This window comes from Paenibacillus sp. PAMC 26794, from assembly GCF_000316035.1.
Lineage (GTDB): Bacteria > Bacillota > Bacilli > Paenibacillales > Paenibacillaceae > Paenibacillus.
The window spans coordinates 128,606-145,199 of sequence record NZ_ANHX01000041.1; the positions used below are offsets into that span (position 1 = coordinate 128,606).

Annotated in this window: 9 protein-coding genes and 1 pseudogene; all 10 read right to left on the reverse strand. The window is 46.3% G+C overall.

Annotated elements, in window-relative coordinates:
• Positions 1-20 precede the first annotated feature (20 nt).
• On the reverse strand, positions 21-998 hold the full coding sequence (locus tag D829_RS0117110) for an RsmD family RNA methyltransferase (protein ID WP_017690137.1): 978 nt from the start codon (positions 996-998) through the stop codon (positions 21-23).
• A 339-nt stretch (positions 999-1,337) separates the two neighbouring features.
• Positions 1,338-3,050, reverse strand: coding sequence for a methyl-accepting chemotaxis protein (locus D829_RS31290; protein ID WP_017690138.1), 1,713 nt, complete (start codon positions 3,048-3,050; stop codon positions 1,338-1,340).
• A 286-nt stretch (positions 3,051-3,336) separates the two neighbouring features.
• Complete coding sequence (locus D829_RS0117125) at positions 3,337-4,341, reverse strand: MsnO8 family LLM class oxidoreductase (RefSeq protein WP_026081234.1); 1,005 nt, start codon at positions 4,339-4,341, stop codon at positions 3,337-3,339.
• 42 nt (positions 4,342-4,383) lie between these two features.
• Positions 4,384-5,799 (reverse strand): dGTP triphosphohydrolase, encoded by a 1,416-nt coding sequence (gene dgt / locus D829_RS0117130; RefSeq protein ID WP_017690141.1) that lies wholly within the window; start codon positions 5,797-5,799, stop codon positions 4,384-4,386.
• Positions 5,800-6,472: 673 nt separating this feature from the next.
• The gene (htpG, locus tag D829_RS0117135) at positions 6,473-8,353 is read right to left on the reverse strand and encodes a molecular chaperone HtpG (protein ID WP_017690142.1); all 1,881 of its coding nucleotides are present in this window, start codon (positions 8,351-8,353) and stop codon (positions 6,473-6,475) included.
• A 1,346-nt stretch (positions 8,354-9,699) separates the two neighbouring features.
• Positions 9,700-10,599, reverse strand: a complete 900-nt coding sequence (nikC, locus tag D829_RS0117140; RefSeq protein ID WP_017690143.1) for a nickel transporter permease — start codon at positions 10,597-10,599, stop codon at positions 9,700-9,702.
• Between the two features lie 100 nt (positions 10,600-10,699).
• Positions 10,700-11,704 carry an ABC transporter permease gene (locus D829_RS0117145; protein ID WP_017690144.1) on the reverse strand — a complete coding sequence of 335 codons (1,005 nt, stop codon included), beginning with the start codon at positions 11,702-11,704 and terminating at the stop codon, positions 10,700-10,702.
• Between the two features lie 207 nt (positions 11,705-11,911).
• The gene (locus tag D829_RS0117150; protein WP_152417063.1) at positions 11,912-13,564 is read right to left on the reverse strand and encodes an ABC transporter substrate-binding protein; all 1,653 of its coding nucleotides are present in this window, start codon (positions 13,562-13,564) and stop codon (positions 11,912-11,914) included.
• A gap of 920 nt (positions 13,565-14,484) precedes the next feature.
• Positions 14,485-15,423 carry a glycoside hydrolase family 25 protein gene (locus D829_RS0117155; RefSeq protein WP_017690146.1) on the reverse strand — a complete coding sequence of 313 codons (939 nt, stop codon included), beginning with the start codon at positions 15,421-15,423 and terminating at the stop codon, positions 14,485-14,487.
• 585 nt (positions 15,424-16,008) lie between these two features.
• Positions 16,009-16,404: pseudogene (locus D829_RS31295) on the reverse strand (phage holin family protein); the annotation flags it as partial.
• Between the last annotated feature and the right edge of the window lie 190 nt (positions 16,405-16,594).

Consider the following 16,594-nt stretch of genomic DNA (forward strand, 5'->3'; position numbering starts at 1 on the left):
GCGTTTTTGTTTTTTTACGCTTACATACACAGCCAAATATGACGTATAAACGTGCCTTTATGTACTGTTCGGTACTCTTTTACAGTCCATCCCGCTTCCAGTAAGTGCTCTTTTACCCACTCTGTGGAAACAATCACCGCCCGTTTTGCCAATCTGCGCAAACTCTCCAGCATGGCTCGTTGCTCAGCATCCGGAAGTACAGAGCAGAGATTATAGGGCATGTCCAGAATTGCTGCATCATACAAATCTTGCAGTTCATTCATATCCCCCAGTGTGATTCGATCCGAATCATATCCATAATGCGGCAGATTGATACGTGCACCTCGTACAGCCAGAGGATTGAGATCGTTACCTTTTGCATCAATTCCCATGGATAAAGCCTCAATCACAACCGTTCCCATACCGCAGCATGGATCAAGCAACCGATGGTTTTCCACGTTCGGAACGGCAATATTAACCAGCGCTCTGGCAAGCGTGATGCCAAATCCAGTTGAGTAATTTTGTGGCTTCTGCCGATGTATCTGCCATGATCGATCTGCTTCTGTCCACTGGCCCAAGATCCATTTTTCTCCTGTTCGGATTAGGCCGAAAGTCACCTTGGGTTGTTTCATCTGTGCCTTGCCTTTAATGCACATGCCGACTTCTTTTTCCAGTTGACGAGACTGTGCATACTCAGGTGATTGATCGCCTTCTTTCAGACAAACTACCTTAAAGGTCTCTTCTGGCAACAGATGAATATCTCTGGCAAGAGGAAGCAGATCAGTCACGCTGCCTCCTTCGCCGATCACGTCCAGTCTACCGTGGATAAAAGGGCTCCGTCCAGGTGGAATACAGCGTTCGGACCACACATACGCTCCCATATCCACATGGATCTCCGAACTCGGTTCAAGCAGCGTATTCAGCTCCAGCATGCATAATTCGCGCTCGTTCTCGTGGCAAGCAAAGGTGTAGAGGTGTTTCCCAGAAGTAGCGTAAATACCAAGTGTTTCATCAGGCAAAATCCCCCTCTCCTTCCTTCATTAATCATGTTTCTTCTATATAAATAGTAGCTCATTGAAGACATATCAAATACGACTCTTACGTTTGCTTCAGGTAGTCATTGTATACAATGTTAGGCTCCTAGACAACTATCCATTTCCTTGCACGTATCTATTTGGAAAGAAAAAAGTAAGGCGTTCCCATTATTGAGGAACGCCTTACTTTATTTTGAGATTATAACATTGGAAATCTAATCGTTCTTGCCAACAAATGTTATAGGCCAACAGCCCATATATCATACTGATTTCTCACCAATCGCCGCCTGCGGGATTCCAGCTTCTTCTATTATAAGAAGAAGGTTATATTTTTAATTTTTCAATGGATGTAAGCAAATCTTCCGATAATTCTTTCAGACTTTGAATGTTGCCGCTAATCGTCTCCATGGAACTTACCTGTTCTTCCGCCGATGCAGAAACTTCTTCCACACTCGCTGCCGATTGTTCCGAAACAGCGGAAATCTGCTGACTGAAATCATTCATTCGTCCGCTTGCTTCCTGCATGCCTGCGAGACCATCTGTCATAGTGCCGATGACACCAACCATGCCTTCCACCGATTCATTAATTGTACGGAAGAGTTGACCTGAAGTAAGCACATGTTCCTGACCCAGTTCGGTCTCCTGAACGTTCGTACGTAATTCCGCAACCACCCCTTGTGACTCCTGCTGAATATCCTCGGTAATCGCCGTGATCTCTTCAACAGAAGTCTGCACAGCCTCAGATAACTTCCGCACTTCTGATGCCACTACGGCGAATCCGCGTCCACTCTCTCCCGCACGCGCTGCCTCAATGGAGGCATTCAATGCCAGCAGATTGGTTTGGCGTGCAATGTCATGAATGACCTGAACCAGCTTGGAAATATCTTCATTTTTACGATTCAATCGTTCCATTTTGTTCATGGAAGCCGAGACCGAACCGGAAATCTGTTGCATCTGCTGCACTGATTGTTCCATCACCTTGCGACCATTCAACCCTTGCTCCAGTACAAGATCCGACATGACGCGCAACTGGCTGCCTTGTTCCGTATGATTCTGAATGTGATCATTCAACACTTCAACCGTACGGGCTGATTCCACGGCTGTCTCTGCCTGGCTCTCTGCGGCCTTGGCTGACTCTTCCATTGTCACAGCAATTTGGCGACTACCAATCTTAACCTCTTCTGAGGATATTGCCAATTCCCCGCTTTGCAGATTGACAGCTTGCGCAATTCGTCTGACGTTCAGAACCATGGAAGTCAGGTTACCTTTCATGTCATTCACCGCTTTGGCCAGAACACCGACTTCATCCTCATGTTTGGTATGTATGTCCTGAACATTCAATTGGCCTTCTGCAATCAGTTTCACCGCACTAATGACACGTAGCAGTGGTTTCACGACTTGTGAACGAATAATCGGAATACTGATTGCTGTAATGGCAATCATGACAAGAACACCGATAATGATGATTAATCTACCATCCTGTACCGATCTGATCGTTTGGGCCGCCGCAAGATTGGACTGTTCCTGATTATATTCCACGAGATAATCGAGATCGACTTGCATGGTGTCAAAGGAATCAGCACCTTTATCAGCTACTTCCTTCGCCAACTGTGTCTGACCCTCATCACTCAGCTTGATCGATTGCGTATTAATCTTGAGATACGCTTCCCATTTGTTCTTGAACGCAGTCCAGTGTTCGAGCTCTTCCGCAGACTTCTCTTGCTGATCATAGATTGTAATCGCCTGCGTCGTCTCACGAATATACTTGGTACGCTCTTCTGACAAAAATGCCTTGTCTGTTTGATCCGCGTCAAAGTGACGATAACTCAGTGATAGGACATGCTCTGTGGTATAATTTAACCGGTTAATTTGCTGGATTGATGGCATCCAATTTTTCGTAATTTCGTTAGTGTTGGTTTCAATTGAATTCATCCGGGTGACAATCGTGACACTCAAAATAATTAAACAGAGGATTAACAAGTAGAACGCGATGCTGATACGCAGACCGATACTCTTGATCTTGAATCTGCTGAACATATGATTTCCCCCTTGACCTCTTCGGTCATCCCGAATTCAGGTGCTTTTGTCATTGTTTTCCCCTTCTTCTGACCTCTTGTCAAAAGAACTTCTCTATATTATATCGATAGGAAAATAGACGTAAAGTATTATAACATTATTTTGTCATTAAGATGCTTGATTTTGTAAAAGATTGTTGAATCTTGACAAAGTTCAAACCGAAGAGCTGCAGCATACGGTAAATTCCCGATCTGCAGCTCTTCGATTTGTTCGGATTTCAACAGGCTGGCCCCTTAAAGCGATACGTCTACTTCATGGCCGCTGTCTCATGCTTAGCCAGCAATCGGTAAGAATCCAACCTTCGCTCGTAATCCGGCCCAGCCGTAACCAACAGCAAACGCTCCGTATCCAGTTTACGGCTCACCTGTTGCAATTGATCCCATACCTGCTCAGGTGTACCCGCATAGTGCCGAACCGCTTCGTTATGGTCATCAACGCCTGTATCATTCGTGTTCGATGCCGAGACCGTAACGGAATTCGGCTCGGTTGAACGTTCTTTCCCATTTGCCTCGCGTCTCTCCGCCATGTCACGACTCCAGGCCCTAGCATCCGTCTCTGACTCGGCACACAATACGCTGACTGCCACCATAACCTCAGGCTCCTTCATCGTTGCACAAGGAATAAATCCTTCTCGGTATCGCCTTACAGCCTCTGTACCATCGGCATCACTCATGAATTGACCAAAGACATATCCCATGCCAAACCGTGCCGCAAATTCTGCACTCTTCACGTTAGTTCCCAACATCCAGAGTGATAACGGAAGCTTGGGAATCGGACGAGCTGTCACGGGATGATCCTCGTACATGTAGCGGTCTTCTAGCAGTTCCGTGAGTGCTGCGAGCGATTCGGGCAACTTGGACACATGCTGCAAGTAATTGCCACTGAGTGCCATCGTGGCATGAGGTCCACCGCCAGGAGCACGTCCGAGCCCAAGCTCAATGCGCCCCGGATAGAGCGCAGCCAGCAGACGGAACGACTCTGCAACCTTGAGAGGGCTGTAATGGGGCAACAGGACCGCACCAGAGCCAAGTTGGATCGTTGTTGTCCTTGCTCCGATGTGGGATAACAGTACTTCGGGAGAGGCCGATGCCAGTTCAGCCATATCATGATGCTCTGACGTCCAGTATCGTGCGTATCCCCAAGCCTCGGCATGTTGCGCAAGTGTCACCGATTGTTGAAGTGCCTGTTCCGCTGTGGCATCGTTCAACCTTGGCACAAGGTCAAGTACGCCCAGACTGAACGTCTCACTCATTCGCTTAGCCACGCGTCTCATCTCCCTTTATATCGGTTAATTTTAATCCAGATCGTAGATCGAACCCACCTTCAGACCGTAGAGTTCATTATATATTTTCTCGGCAAATGCATCCGTCATTCCTGCGATATAATCGATCACCATGTGTTCCCAAGTCCAGATCGGCTGGGCTTTTGCTTGATCCTTCTCATACCGTTGCAGCCAGTCGGATGGAATAATGGATTGGGACGTTTCCGGATCGAGAAATGCATCCCATAATCTCTTAATCATCCACTCACTTCGCTTCTGTAGCCGCTGCACACGCAAATCACGAATCATGGTCACCCAGGCAAAACTCTTGAGTACACTCACCGTACGCAGCATATCAAGGTCTTCAGCCCCTTCACGGACAAAAGTTACCTTCTTCCAGTCGCCGTCATCAATAACACCCAGGCTGCCTACAAAAAAGCTCACCCAGTAGGCTTTCACCTCACGACGAGTACGCGAGTAATCATGCTCGCAAAACGGCATCTTTTCATTCCAGATGCGCAGGAACGAAGCGAGAACCTCTTCTACCTTTTGCCCAATCGCTTCTCGGGTCCATCCGTTCCAGAACAGATCCTCCAGCGTTGTAATCTTATCCACAATCAGTCGATTCACATGCGGATCTTGCAGGAAATGCTCATGTACTTCAATTTTGCCTGCTTTGATGCCATCCTCCAGGTCATGTGAGGAGTACGCAATATCGTCGCAGAGGTCCATCAGCTGTGCTTCCAGTGTCTTCTTGCCTGCCGGCACGTTCCAGCGATCACGGATCTCCCGAATATATTGCCACTCATGATGATACATGCCTTTTTTGCTCTCTGTCCCAGGGTACGGATACTTGTTGATTCCTAGTAATACCGCATCAGACAGGTTCAGTCCGTCGATATCTTCACGCTTCTCCAAGTGCATAATGAGACGGAAGTTGTGCGCATTACCTTCAAAATGTTCGTATTTCCGTTTTAGCTCGGCACGGACTTCAGACTCGACCTTGGGAACTTTGGCGCTGCGGCTTTTTTTCATGATTTTCTTAGCCTCGGTGTTGATGAGGTCATCCAGAATACCATCTAATACTTCTTCACCTTTATGTCCAAACGGCGGGTGACCAAAATCATGTGCGATTGCAGCGCATTCCACCACTTCTGAATCAATAATAAGGCCGGGGTTGTCAGCGCGGTCCCAGTCTACCTCAGGAAAACGGCGAATCAAACTTCGGGCAGCCTCTCGTGCAATCTGTGCCACCTCCAGGGAATGGGTCAAGCGAGTACGATAATAATCACCCGTTCCTGCGCCAAACACCTGTGATTTGCCCTGTAACCGACGGAAGGTCGGTGAATGAATGAGTCTCGAATAGTCCCGTTCATACGCTGCACGAGATCCATCCAATTTGGTTAATTCAGGATATTGTCTATGTTCTCTCAGATCGTTCCATTGCATGGGGATCACTCCTAGCCGACTGTCTCTATTTTGAGTGATTATACACAACATCTGTGGTTTCGAAAAGTAAAACCTGTCTGCGATTGTCATCTCTTCTTACATCAACTTGTAATGAACAGTCATCTTCTCTTATTATACCCTGCCAGACTATCATCCGTGCATCTAAATGACAATGATTCATATTGCACTCACACTATCGTGACTTATGATGAAAAAAAGTGCCTTATACAGTTTGTGTGGCCGTTCCGGTTACGGATCGTTCTTCTGATCGCTGTTGTCTCCAGGTTTTCTGAATTCCCTTTACAAAGGGAAAAACCCGGAGACAAAGGCGAACGCTTCGCTTCTTCAGAATCGATTCCGTCCCCTTCACTACTTTTGCTGTCCTGAAAATACATTAATGGTATTCACTAGTTATCTCGCTAAAATCAAGTGAACATCAAGTTCAACTTAGAATAATATCATCCATCACTACAATGGTAGTCTGCCTCACCCGCGCCCTCCCCGTTGTGAGTAAAAAGACAAAAAACCGACAGGACGGAGATGCCCTGTCGGATGAATATGGTGGATGCAGCGTTGCGATTTAGCTTCTAAACTTAATGTTCACGTAGTCTACTCTTGAAGCTACATGAACTTTTGCATCAAGGATATTATCGCACCCTTGTACGAAGGATTTTCACACCATAACCTTACAGATATCGTTAGTGAACTCTACTGGATCTTGAATTGGCAATCCCTCAATCAGCAATGCCTGATGGTACAGGAGGCTAGTGTAGAGGTTCAGTTTTTCCTTATCCTGCGCGAAAGCGTCTTTCAACGATTTGAAGACATCGTGATTTACGTTGATTTCCAGCACTTTGTCGGCTTGTACGTTTTCGCTGTTCGGCATAGCTTTCAGGATTTTCTCCATTTCAATCGTCAATTCACCCTCGGTGGACAAACATACCGGGTGGCTTCTGAGACGTTTGGAAGCTTTAACTGCTTTGACTTTACCCGCCAATTGAGCTTGCATCGCTTCAAACAACTCTTTGTTGTCGTTGTCCTGAGCGTCCGTTTCTTCTTTGTCCGCGCTATCTTCGATACCCAGGTCACCACTGGAGATGGATTTGAATTCTTTCTCCTTGTAGTTCGTGATCATCTTGATTGCGAACTCGTCGATGTCATCAGTAAAGTACAATACTTCGTACCCTTTCTCAAGAACACCCTCGATCTGTGGCAGCTTCTCAATACGGCTAATCGATTCACCAGATGCATAGTAGATATACTTCTGATCTTCCGGCATTCTGGAGACGTATTCGTCCAGGCTGACCAGCTTGCTCTCTTTGGAAGACGTGAACAACAGCAGATCCTGCAATGTATCCTTGTTCACACCATAGTCACTGTATACACCATATTTCAATTGACGACCAAACGCTTGGTAGAACTTCTCGTAGTTCTCACGCTCGTCCTTCAACAGGCTTTGCAGTTGGCTCTTGATTTTGTTCTTAATGTTCTTCGCGATCAGGCTAAGCTGACGGTCATGTTGCAACATCTCACGGGAAATGTTCAGGGACAGGTCTTCCGAATCCACCATACCTTTGACAAATCCAAAGTAATCTGGCAACAGATCCCCGCATTTATCCATGATCAATACACCGTTGGAGTAGAGTTCAAGGCCTTTTTCATACTCTTTGGTATAGTAGTCAAACGGCGTGCTCTCCGGGATAAACAGGATTGCATTATATACCACAGCGCCATCTGCGCTGATGTGCAGGTGTTTGAGCGGTTTGTCAAAACCGTAGCGTTTTTCCATATAGAAGTTATTGTAGTCTTCTTCGGTCAATTCGCTTTTATTTTTACGCCAGATCGGCACCATGCTGTTCACGGTTTGCTCTTCTTGGTATTCCTCGAACTCGTTCTCCGTGCCCTCTTTCGGACGTTGACCCGTTACATCCATCTTGATCGGGTAGCGAATGAAGTCGGAGTATTTCTTGATGATGGATCTCAGGCGGTACTCTTCCAAAAATTCGTCATACGAATCTTCTTCGGTATTTTCTTTGATCGTCAGGACGATCTCTGTACCTACGGAATCTTTCTCAGCTGGTGTGATCGTGTAACCATCCGCGCCTTCGGACTCCCATTTCCAAGCCTCGTCGCTGCCCAGCGTTTTACTCGTTACGGTCAACTTGTCCGCCACCATAAATGCCGAGTAGAAACCTACCCCGAATTGTCCGATGATGTTGTGGCCGTCTTTAGCTTCATTTTCCTTCTTGAACGTCAGGGAACCACTCTTCGCGATAACCCCCAGGTTGTTCTCCAGCTCTTCCTGTGTCATCCCGATTCCGGTATCTGTCAGTGTAAGAGTGCGGTTTTCTTTGTCGATTGTGAGCTTGATGAAGTAGTCCTCTTTGTTGAAAACGAGCGAATCATCCGTCAGTGCTCTGTAATAAATTTTATCAATGGCGTCACTGGAGTTGGAGATCAATTCTCTCAAAAAGATTTCTCTTTGGGTGTAAATGGAGTTGATCATCATATCCAGCAAACGTTTGGATTCTGCCTGGAATTCTTTTTTAGCCATGAGTGGTTGGACTCCTTTCAAATTGGGATATCGAATGAATTGATTGAAAATAGAAAGTAAATCCTTGAGTTTTTCATACAAAACGCTGCGCTGCTAGAAAACATTCAAATCGGTTATTCCGCTCATTATTGGATTCCCTTTTCAGTCTCAGCACTTTAGTTAATGTCGTTCTCTGGTGGCCGTTCCGGTTACGGATCGTTCTTTTGATCGCTGTTGTCTATGAATTTTCTTGAACTATTTTTTCAATAGTAAAAATTCAGAGACAAAGGCGAACGCTAACGCTTCTACAGAATCGATTCCGTCCCCTGCACTATCGAGGTGTTCCGACAAACAACTTACTGATGCTGAAACATTTTCAAATGGAAAAATCCATGAGCATGAGATACTTTCGATTTCAGAAAATCTTTTCTAGCGACTTCACTCGCATGTAATCCCAAGGTAAAATTTATCTATTTTCAAAACAGAATCATTCCATATGTAGGCGTATAGTAAAAACATCATTTGTTAGCACTCTAATGATCGGAGTGCTAAACCCTTCCTTTTATATAACATATGGGAAAATTGGGTGTCAATACGCAGGCGGTTATTTTAACAAAAAGATCGAATAACCCTTCAACTTTAACACATCACCAATCATTTTAACGTAATCCCGCAGGTAAAACAAAAACCGCCTCGAACCAAAGTTCGAACCGGCATGGTGAAAGTTTGTGATGTGTCTGTTGGTAAAGTAGATAGCGTTAAAACATATTTCATCTAATGTACCTTGGAGTATCCTCGGCCTTACGGTGTTGAGATTGATGTGTGGGTACGTTGAGATGTTGGTATGTGGGTATCTTGGTATTGTGGTTGCTTGAATGTCTTGAGCAGCATGGCAGTTACGCGCTAACGAACCTCACAGGCGTTAATCGGCCTTTTAAGGAGGATTTCGTAAGCTAACAAATCGTAGACACGCTATTGCTCAATTTAAGCAAATCTATTGAGCACATTCGAAAGCTTTTAACATAATAGCGTGTGTGAAATTCGTTAGACTGGGAAATTGGCTGGAAATCGTAAAATAGGACCTCGTAGGTTCGTTAGAGATGATGCAGAAGTTAGCGTTACAGCTACAAATAGGATTATGGCTAAAAATTAGCACATGCGGTTAGTTTTAGAGTTAGGGATGGCGCGTATGCTGCGTTACAGAAAAAGTTAGGGTTGCAGAGCTAGGGTTTCAAATCAAAGTTCGAGCTTGGGTTATAAGTTACGGTTACGGTTACGGTTACGGTTACGGTTACGGTTACGGTTACGGTTACGGTTACGGTTTGAGTTTGAGTTTGAGTTTGAGTTTGAGTTTGAGTTTGAGAATTCTACTTTTTGGCCATTTTCGGATCAAGGGTATCGCGCAGGCCATCGCCCATGAGGTTGAAGCCGAGAACGGTTAACATAATGGAAACACCGGGGAAGATCAGTGTCCACGGTGCTTTTTGTATAAACTGACGGGAGTCCGACAACATTTTACCCCATTCCGGGTCGGGTGGTTGCGCACCCATGCCTAGAAATCCGAGCGCAGCAGCCTCGATGATCGCCGTCCCAATTCCGAGTGTACCCTGCACGATCAGTGGAGTAAGGCTGTTGGGCAAGATGTGGCGAAACAAGATTCGACCGTTGCCCGCTCCAAGTGTCCGTGCCGACGTAATGAATTCCTCCTGTCTCAAGCTGAGTACCCGTGAACGCACCAACCTTCCATAGGTAGGAATGTTCACGATGGCGATGGCCAGCAGTGCATTTTGCAACGACGGGCCCAATATCGCTACAATGGCGATGGCCAGCAAAATCCCCGGAAATGCGAGCAAGATATCAAATAGACGCGAGATGAGCATGTCCGCCCATTTTCCATAAAAACCGGCAATCAGACCTAACAACGTGCCCACGATAATGGAACCAATGACGGAGAAGAAGCCCACCCACAAGGAAATACGCGCCCCATGCAGCACTCTGGAAAATACGTCACGCCCCAGATCATCCGTACCAAACCAATGCTCTGCCGAAGGGGCCTGAAGCCGATCCACCAGCACCTGTTCCTTGTAATCGTAAGGTGCGATGTATGGCGCGAGGAAGGCCAATAGGATAAAAAATACGATAATAATCAGACCTGCAAGCGCAAGCCGATTTTTCCGAAACGTTCTCCACGCTTCCCGCCATGGACCTGATACAGGTACCGCTGCCGCGTCAATGGATTGTCCAGTGTTGGTCGATAATTTGGTCATGCGGCGTCTCCCTTCTTGGCTATAAGTGAAAAATGAAAGATAAGATCTACGAGGTCTATGACACTCAAGCACTACGATTCACGATTGCTGAACCTTCTTCCTATTTATAACTAATCCGAGGATCAAACACAGCGTAAAGTAAGTCCACAATCAAGTTGATCACCACGAAAAAAAATGCCACGATCAGAATGCCACTCTGGATCACCGGATAGTCACGCGAACTAATCGCTTCATATATATAACGTCCCACGCCCGGCCAAGCAAAGATCGTCTCGGTCAACACAGCACCCCCGAGCAACGATCCGGTCTGAATGCCGATAACCGTAAGCACGGGGATGAACGCATTTTTCAATGCATGTCCATATACGACAAAAAACGGCCCCAGTCCCTTCGCCTTCGCAGTACGAATGTAATCGGAACTCATCACTTCCAGCATGCTGGAACGGGTCATCCGAGCAATAACTGCCATCGGAATCGTTCCCAGCGCAACACTTGGCAGGATCAAATGTTTCGTTACGGTCCACAACTGATTCCATTGTCCAGCGATCATCGTATCCAGGACATACAAGCCCGTAATGGCTTCCACCGGATCACGTGCATTCATTCGTCCAATGGACGGCAGCCACTGTAACTTGTTCGCAAACAGCCATTGTTCCATCAGACCGAGCCAGAAGATCGGCATGGATACACCTACTAGAGCAATGACCATACAGCAATAATCAAACCAGGAGTTGTGCTTCCATGCACTGACAATCCCGGCATTCACCCCAATAATGACAGCAAACAACATACTTGCCATCGTTAATTCAAGGGTTGCTGTCAGATAAGGCACAATTTCCTGGGCAATAGGCACCTTGGTGCGGATGGATGTTCCCAGGTCGCCTTTGAGCAAATCGCCCAAGTAGGCGAAATACTGCTGGAACCAGGGTTTATCCAGACCGAGCTGGTCACGAAGGGCCTGCTTGGATTGTTCGGTTGCCTTTTGCCCAAGTATGGTCTCAGCCGGGTCACCCGGAATCGCGTGGATGATGGAAAAGACAATCAGGGTCATGCCCAGAAGCACAGGCAGCAACACAAGCACACGTTTGACAATATAGCTGTTCAATTCTGTTCACCTGCCTTCGACATATCGTGCAAAATAAAAAGCGCCGGCAGAAATGCATGCTTTGGATAGTTACGTCCGGATGTGGGTTCTGCCAAGCATTGCGTCTCACCAGCGCTTTGATAGAAAGAATTAAAACGTAATCACTCCGAACTGTAGTGCCATCTTCAGATCGCAGTTATCCTGAAATGGATAAGTTCAGCTTACAGCTTACTCGAAATAAGCACCGGCATAGGATTCGGTGCCCAGTGGAGAAGGGACGAAACCTTTCAGGTTGGCTTTACCCGCCAGAATTGGCGTCGTGTGTACCAGAGGAATCCATGGTGCGTCTTCCTTGATCATCGCCTGCGCTTGTTTGTAAAGTTCAGCACGTTTATCCTGATCGGTTTCTTTCTGTGCACCCGTCAGCAATGTGTGTAATTCTTCGTTTACATAATAACTGCGGTTGTTGCTTGGAATGGCATCTTTATCCAGCAGTGTATACAGGAAGTTATCTGGGTCACCATTGTCACCTGTCCAGCCGAGCATGTAAATGTCGTCCTTCTCCCCGGCCTTTGTATCTTCGAGATACGTTGCCCACTCCGGTGATTCGATGGTGACGGTCACGCCAATTTTCTCAAAATCAGCCTGGATCGCTTCCGCTACCTTCTTGCCATCAGGCATATACGGACGGGATACCGGCATCGCATAGAAGGTTACCGGATCAGGTAAACCGTCAGGGAAGCCAGCTTCGGCTAGTAAAGCTTTTGCTTTTTCCAGATCATATGGGTAATCCTCAATGGTATCGTTGTACCCCCACAGCGTTGGCGGCATCGGGTTGACAGCAGGCTCGGCTTGTCCAGCAAAGAACGCATCAATAAGGACCTGTTTGTTCACCGCATGATTGAGGGCTTGTCTGACTTTGACATTATCAAATGGCTTCTTCTTGAAGTTAAAGCCGATATACGCCACGTTGAACGGGGGACGCTCGATCTTCTGCAACTCACTCTTACCTTCAAGGATGGACAGATCGTCCGGGTTCAGGTCTTCCATGACATCAATCTCGCCGTTTTGCAGGGCATTGAAGCGAGCAGTATTATCCGGAATCGAACGCACGATCACTTTGTTCAACTTCGGAAATCCTTCTTTCCAGTAATCTGCGTTTTTCTCCAGGGTGATGGAGTCGTTACGCTTCCACTCTTTGAATACAAATGGGCCGGTGCCCACAGGCTCGCTCTTAAAGTTTTCTTTTTTCTCCTGAATCGCGGTTGGGCTGGCAATGCCAAATGGCGTCATCGCAATATTTTGTAGGAAAGGCGCTTGTGGCTGGTTCAATGTGAACTCCACCGTAGTCTCGTCCGTTGCCTTCACTTCCTTGATCACACGTCCGTCCTCTGGACCAAACATGGAATCGTAATAATCGAAGGAATCTCCCTCGAATTTATATTCACTCGCCGGATCACTCCAGCGGTTGAAGTTGAACACAACAGCCTCAGCGTTGAAGTCAGTTCCATCATGGAATTTCACACCGGACTTCAGCTTAAACACATACTTGAGCCCATCTGCCGAAATCTCCCAGCTCTCTGCTAGTCCAGGAACGACCTCTGTTCCGCCTTCCTTGTAGTCCAGCAACGAATCAAACACCTGATGTCCAATCTTCAGCGACTCCCCATCGGTTACAATCGCCGGGTCGAGTGCTACGGAATCCCCACCACGCCCCATAATCATCGTATCCTGTGCTACCGTTTCGGTTGGAGGGTCGGTTCCTTCTGTCGGAGCAGGCGTGGCCTCTCCACTCTCGTTGCTGGAGCAACCGGACAACACCAATACGGTACTCAAGGCCATGGTTAGAACACCGAACATCCATTTTTTTCTCATTCGCATACGTACAACACCCTTCCCTGTCTCATAATGTGTGTGATGCTGGCATGAAAGATCTCCAATGTTGGCAATCGGTTTGGTGCTATGTATCATATAAAAGGCTTTAAATGCCTGCGATACCTGAATTAAAGTTCTGGGAAAAGTAAGGCAGTCTATGGAATGTAAAAACAGCATGGGATACAGGTGAATTTCAGATCATCGTGCACAGGATTGAGGACATCGGTTGATTACTTTTATAGAAAAAGAAAAAAGGTTCAACAACGTATCTTGTGAGATGAATCTATGAAATTGAATCAGATTATTGCGTTTTATTTGAACTTAGGTCAATAAGCCACAGCGAGTGGGTATGGACCCGTAAGAGCAAGTTTAAGTCAGTAGATTAAAAATACAGATGGGCATATGGATACTACGCTGCTGGCTACGCAATAAAGTCTGTTCCTTGAGCGTGTCGTGTTGAGCATGGAGTGTGGAGACATGATTAGGTATCGTTATCGTTCGTTAGCAATACGGATGAAAGAAACTCAACATAGGCTAGGTTGTTTGATGAATCGTGTAAGTTGTTTAAATCGGTGGCTTTCTCTTGCAGATTGGATGTGTAAGACGTATGAGCGAGTCATCTGGAGATGTTGGATTGTACAACAGGGAGACATTACAATAACTTCATATGTTATGGTTTTGTCATGATGAGGAGAATTATGTAAATAAACTGTAGTGAAAAACGATTTCGTGTAACTAACTTTACATCACATTAATCAATTAGACAAGACATTTACGGACATAAGTCTTCAACTTTATTATATGCGTTAATATTACTTACACAAAACACAAAAAAGGAACACAGTTCGACAAAAAGCGTCCCGTGTTCCTTCTCCACTCAATCCACATTTATATAAAATCAACATTCTACTTTGCTAAGAATCAGCTCACTTTTTAAACAAACCTCTGCGATGCATCACGGTAATAAAACGGTAAAAATCATAACTCGCCCCATTATCGATGCTGAACAATGGATTTTTGTTGTCATATGCTAGTGCTGCATCCACAGCTGCCTTTGCCCATACTGGAACTTCCATTTGCTGACGCGCCTGCAGTTTGTCGACCTGGGATTTGAGCGCATCATACGCTGCTTTCTCTTCAGCTGTCATCGGTTCGCCCCCTTTCGGTGGTTCAGTTGGTGGATTGGGATTGGTCGGTTCCGTTGGCTCCGGCGGTTTTGGAGTGGCTGCTGCGTATCTTGCTCTGAGCTGTGCCGCTGTTCCCTCGAATTCATTCATATCCACGTTGCCGCTAATGCCATTCACCTTGCCGGAATCCGTATACTGCCAGAACGTCCAACGCTTCCATGCCGGCTGGTCTTCCGGTACACGAGTGTTGCTGTAACGCGCGATCCAAAGATCGTATGAGCTGAGTGATGTGTCAAAATTCCCGGCAAATGAATTGCCCGTGTATATGATCGGTTTTACACCTGTCAGACGTTGTAATTCGGTTAAAAAAGCTTTGGCAACGGTATTCATCTGCGCTTTGCTCAGGTTGCCAGGGTTGTTCTCGTAGTCCATAACGGGTGGCAGTTGTAACGCTTTGGCGCCTCCAACTTTGTTAAGTGTATTGGCGTAATGTGCCGCTTCTGCCTTGGCCCCATCGGTAGATGTCGCACGGAAGAAGTGATACGTCCCGACCAGCATGCCCGCCGCCAGTGCACCTGTTACATTTTTCTGATAATTTGGATCGGTATATGTCTGTCCCTCGGTTGCCTTGATGAACACAAATGTCATGCCACTTGCCTTCACCTTCGCCCAGTCAATATTGCCCTGGTATCGGGAGACGTCAATGCCCTGTGTGTTGCCCGAACTTCTTGTCTGCATGTTTCTCACACCCTTTATGCGGCAAATTGCCGTTTGTATCAGCATTTTACATCATTCGATTCAAGCGTTCCCGGGTACAAGTATAGACAGATTAGAGCATTCTGATCTATACATTGCTGATTGGATGTCACTCTCTGGATTGGATGTAAAATGCTCTTATATTTAATGCGGTTGGATTAGAGGTTGCTTGTGTGCGTGTCCCTGATGTGTTGGAATGAACTGAACCTTGTTCACAAAGACACTCCGATGACAGAATAACCTTCCAATCGCTGTTATCCCCAGATTTTTCTTAATTCCCTTTATAAAGGGGAAAATCCGGGGATAAAGGCGACCACTTCGCTTTTTCAGGTTTTTTCTGTCCTCTCCCTTATTGTGTGGAATGTTTAAGTTCAATCTGTATAGATGTATATAGTTAAAATAACCCTACACTTGCGATGTTCAGCAACGGTTTAGTAAAGCAGACACTCGAAATATTTAAAGCTACTTAACGTTATCTTGAGTTGCCGGAGGTTCAACATCCTCTGTTTCTGGATAGGAAAAAGAATCTTTGCCGTTTCGGGAGATGTTGCCGGGCAGTTCCCCGGTTCCTCCCTTGCCCTTGAGCACTTCTATGGCCTGTCGAATCACCGGCGGAATGGGTGCACCTAACTTGCCACCGTTTTCGATAATGGACAACAACTCATTTGCGATATAAAAAAAGGCGACTGCATCCCTGAACAAATGTCCGTCTCCCAGAACACCGTCCACCAGATGAGCCACCGATACCATTGCAAATATAAATACCTTTCGTGCGATGCCGAACATGCCGACATTACTTTCTAACTTGCCCCTCATACCTGCTGCCGCGATGCCCGTTAGGTAATCGAGTATGACGAACACGAGTAGTACGCCGAGCACGCCTGACCAGCCTCCGAAGAAGTAGGTTACTGAGCTACTCATGAGTGCAATTCCCCATTTCCATAGGGTGTCCCATCTTTCCATGATTTCACCTCCTTTCTGTTTGATATTGGATATCCTTAGTAGTTTATAGTGCTAATTCTACTCCGCTTAATTTGGATATATTACCCATTTTATAAATCTTCAATGAATTCCAATTTAGTAACCACGCCACATCCAAAATCACCGAATCTATCATCTCCATCGTTGCGGCACTACACCAGCTACTCATCTA

What these genes read in the sequence shown, in the direction of transcription:
- D829_RS31290 (WP_017690138.1), bottom strand. Translation starts at nt 3,050, where the DNA reads ATGTTCAGCAGATTCAAGATCAAGAGTATCGGTCTGCGTATCAGCATC.
- D829_RS0117125 (WP_026081234.1), bottom strand. Translation starts at nt 4,341, where the DNA reads ATGAGTGAGACGTTCAGTCTGGGCGTACTTGACCTTGTGCCAAGGTTG.
- dgt (WP_017690141.1), bottom strand. Translation starts at nt 5,799, where the DNA reads ATGCAATGGAACGATCTGAGAGAACATAGACAATATCCTGAATTAACC.
- htpG (WP_017690142.1), bottom strand. Translation starts at nt 8,353, where the DNA reads ATGGCTAAAAAAGAATTCCAGGCAGAATCCAAACGTTTGCTGGATATG.
- nikC (WP_017690143.1), bottom strand. Translation starts at nt 10,599, where the DNA reads ATGACCAAATTATCGACCAACACTGGACAATCCATTGACGCGGCAGCG.
- D829_RS0117150 (WP_152417063.1), bottom strand. Translation starts at nt 13,564, where the DNA reads ATGCGAATGAGAAAAAAATGGATGTTCGGTGTTCTAACCATGGCCTTG.
- D829_RS0117155 (WP_017690146.1), bottom strand. Translation starts at nt 15,423, where the DNA reads ATGCAGACAAGAAGTTCGGGCAACACACAGGGCATTGACGTCTCCCGA.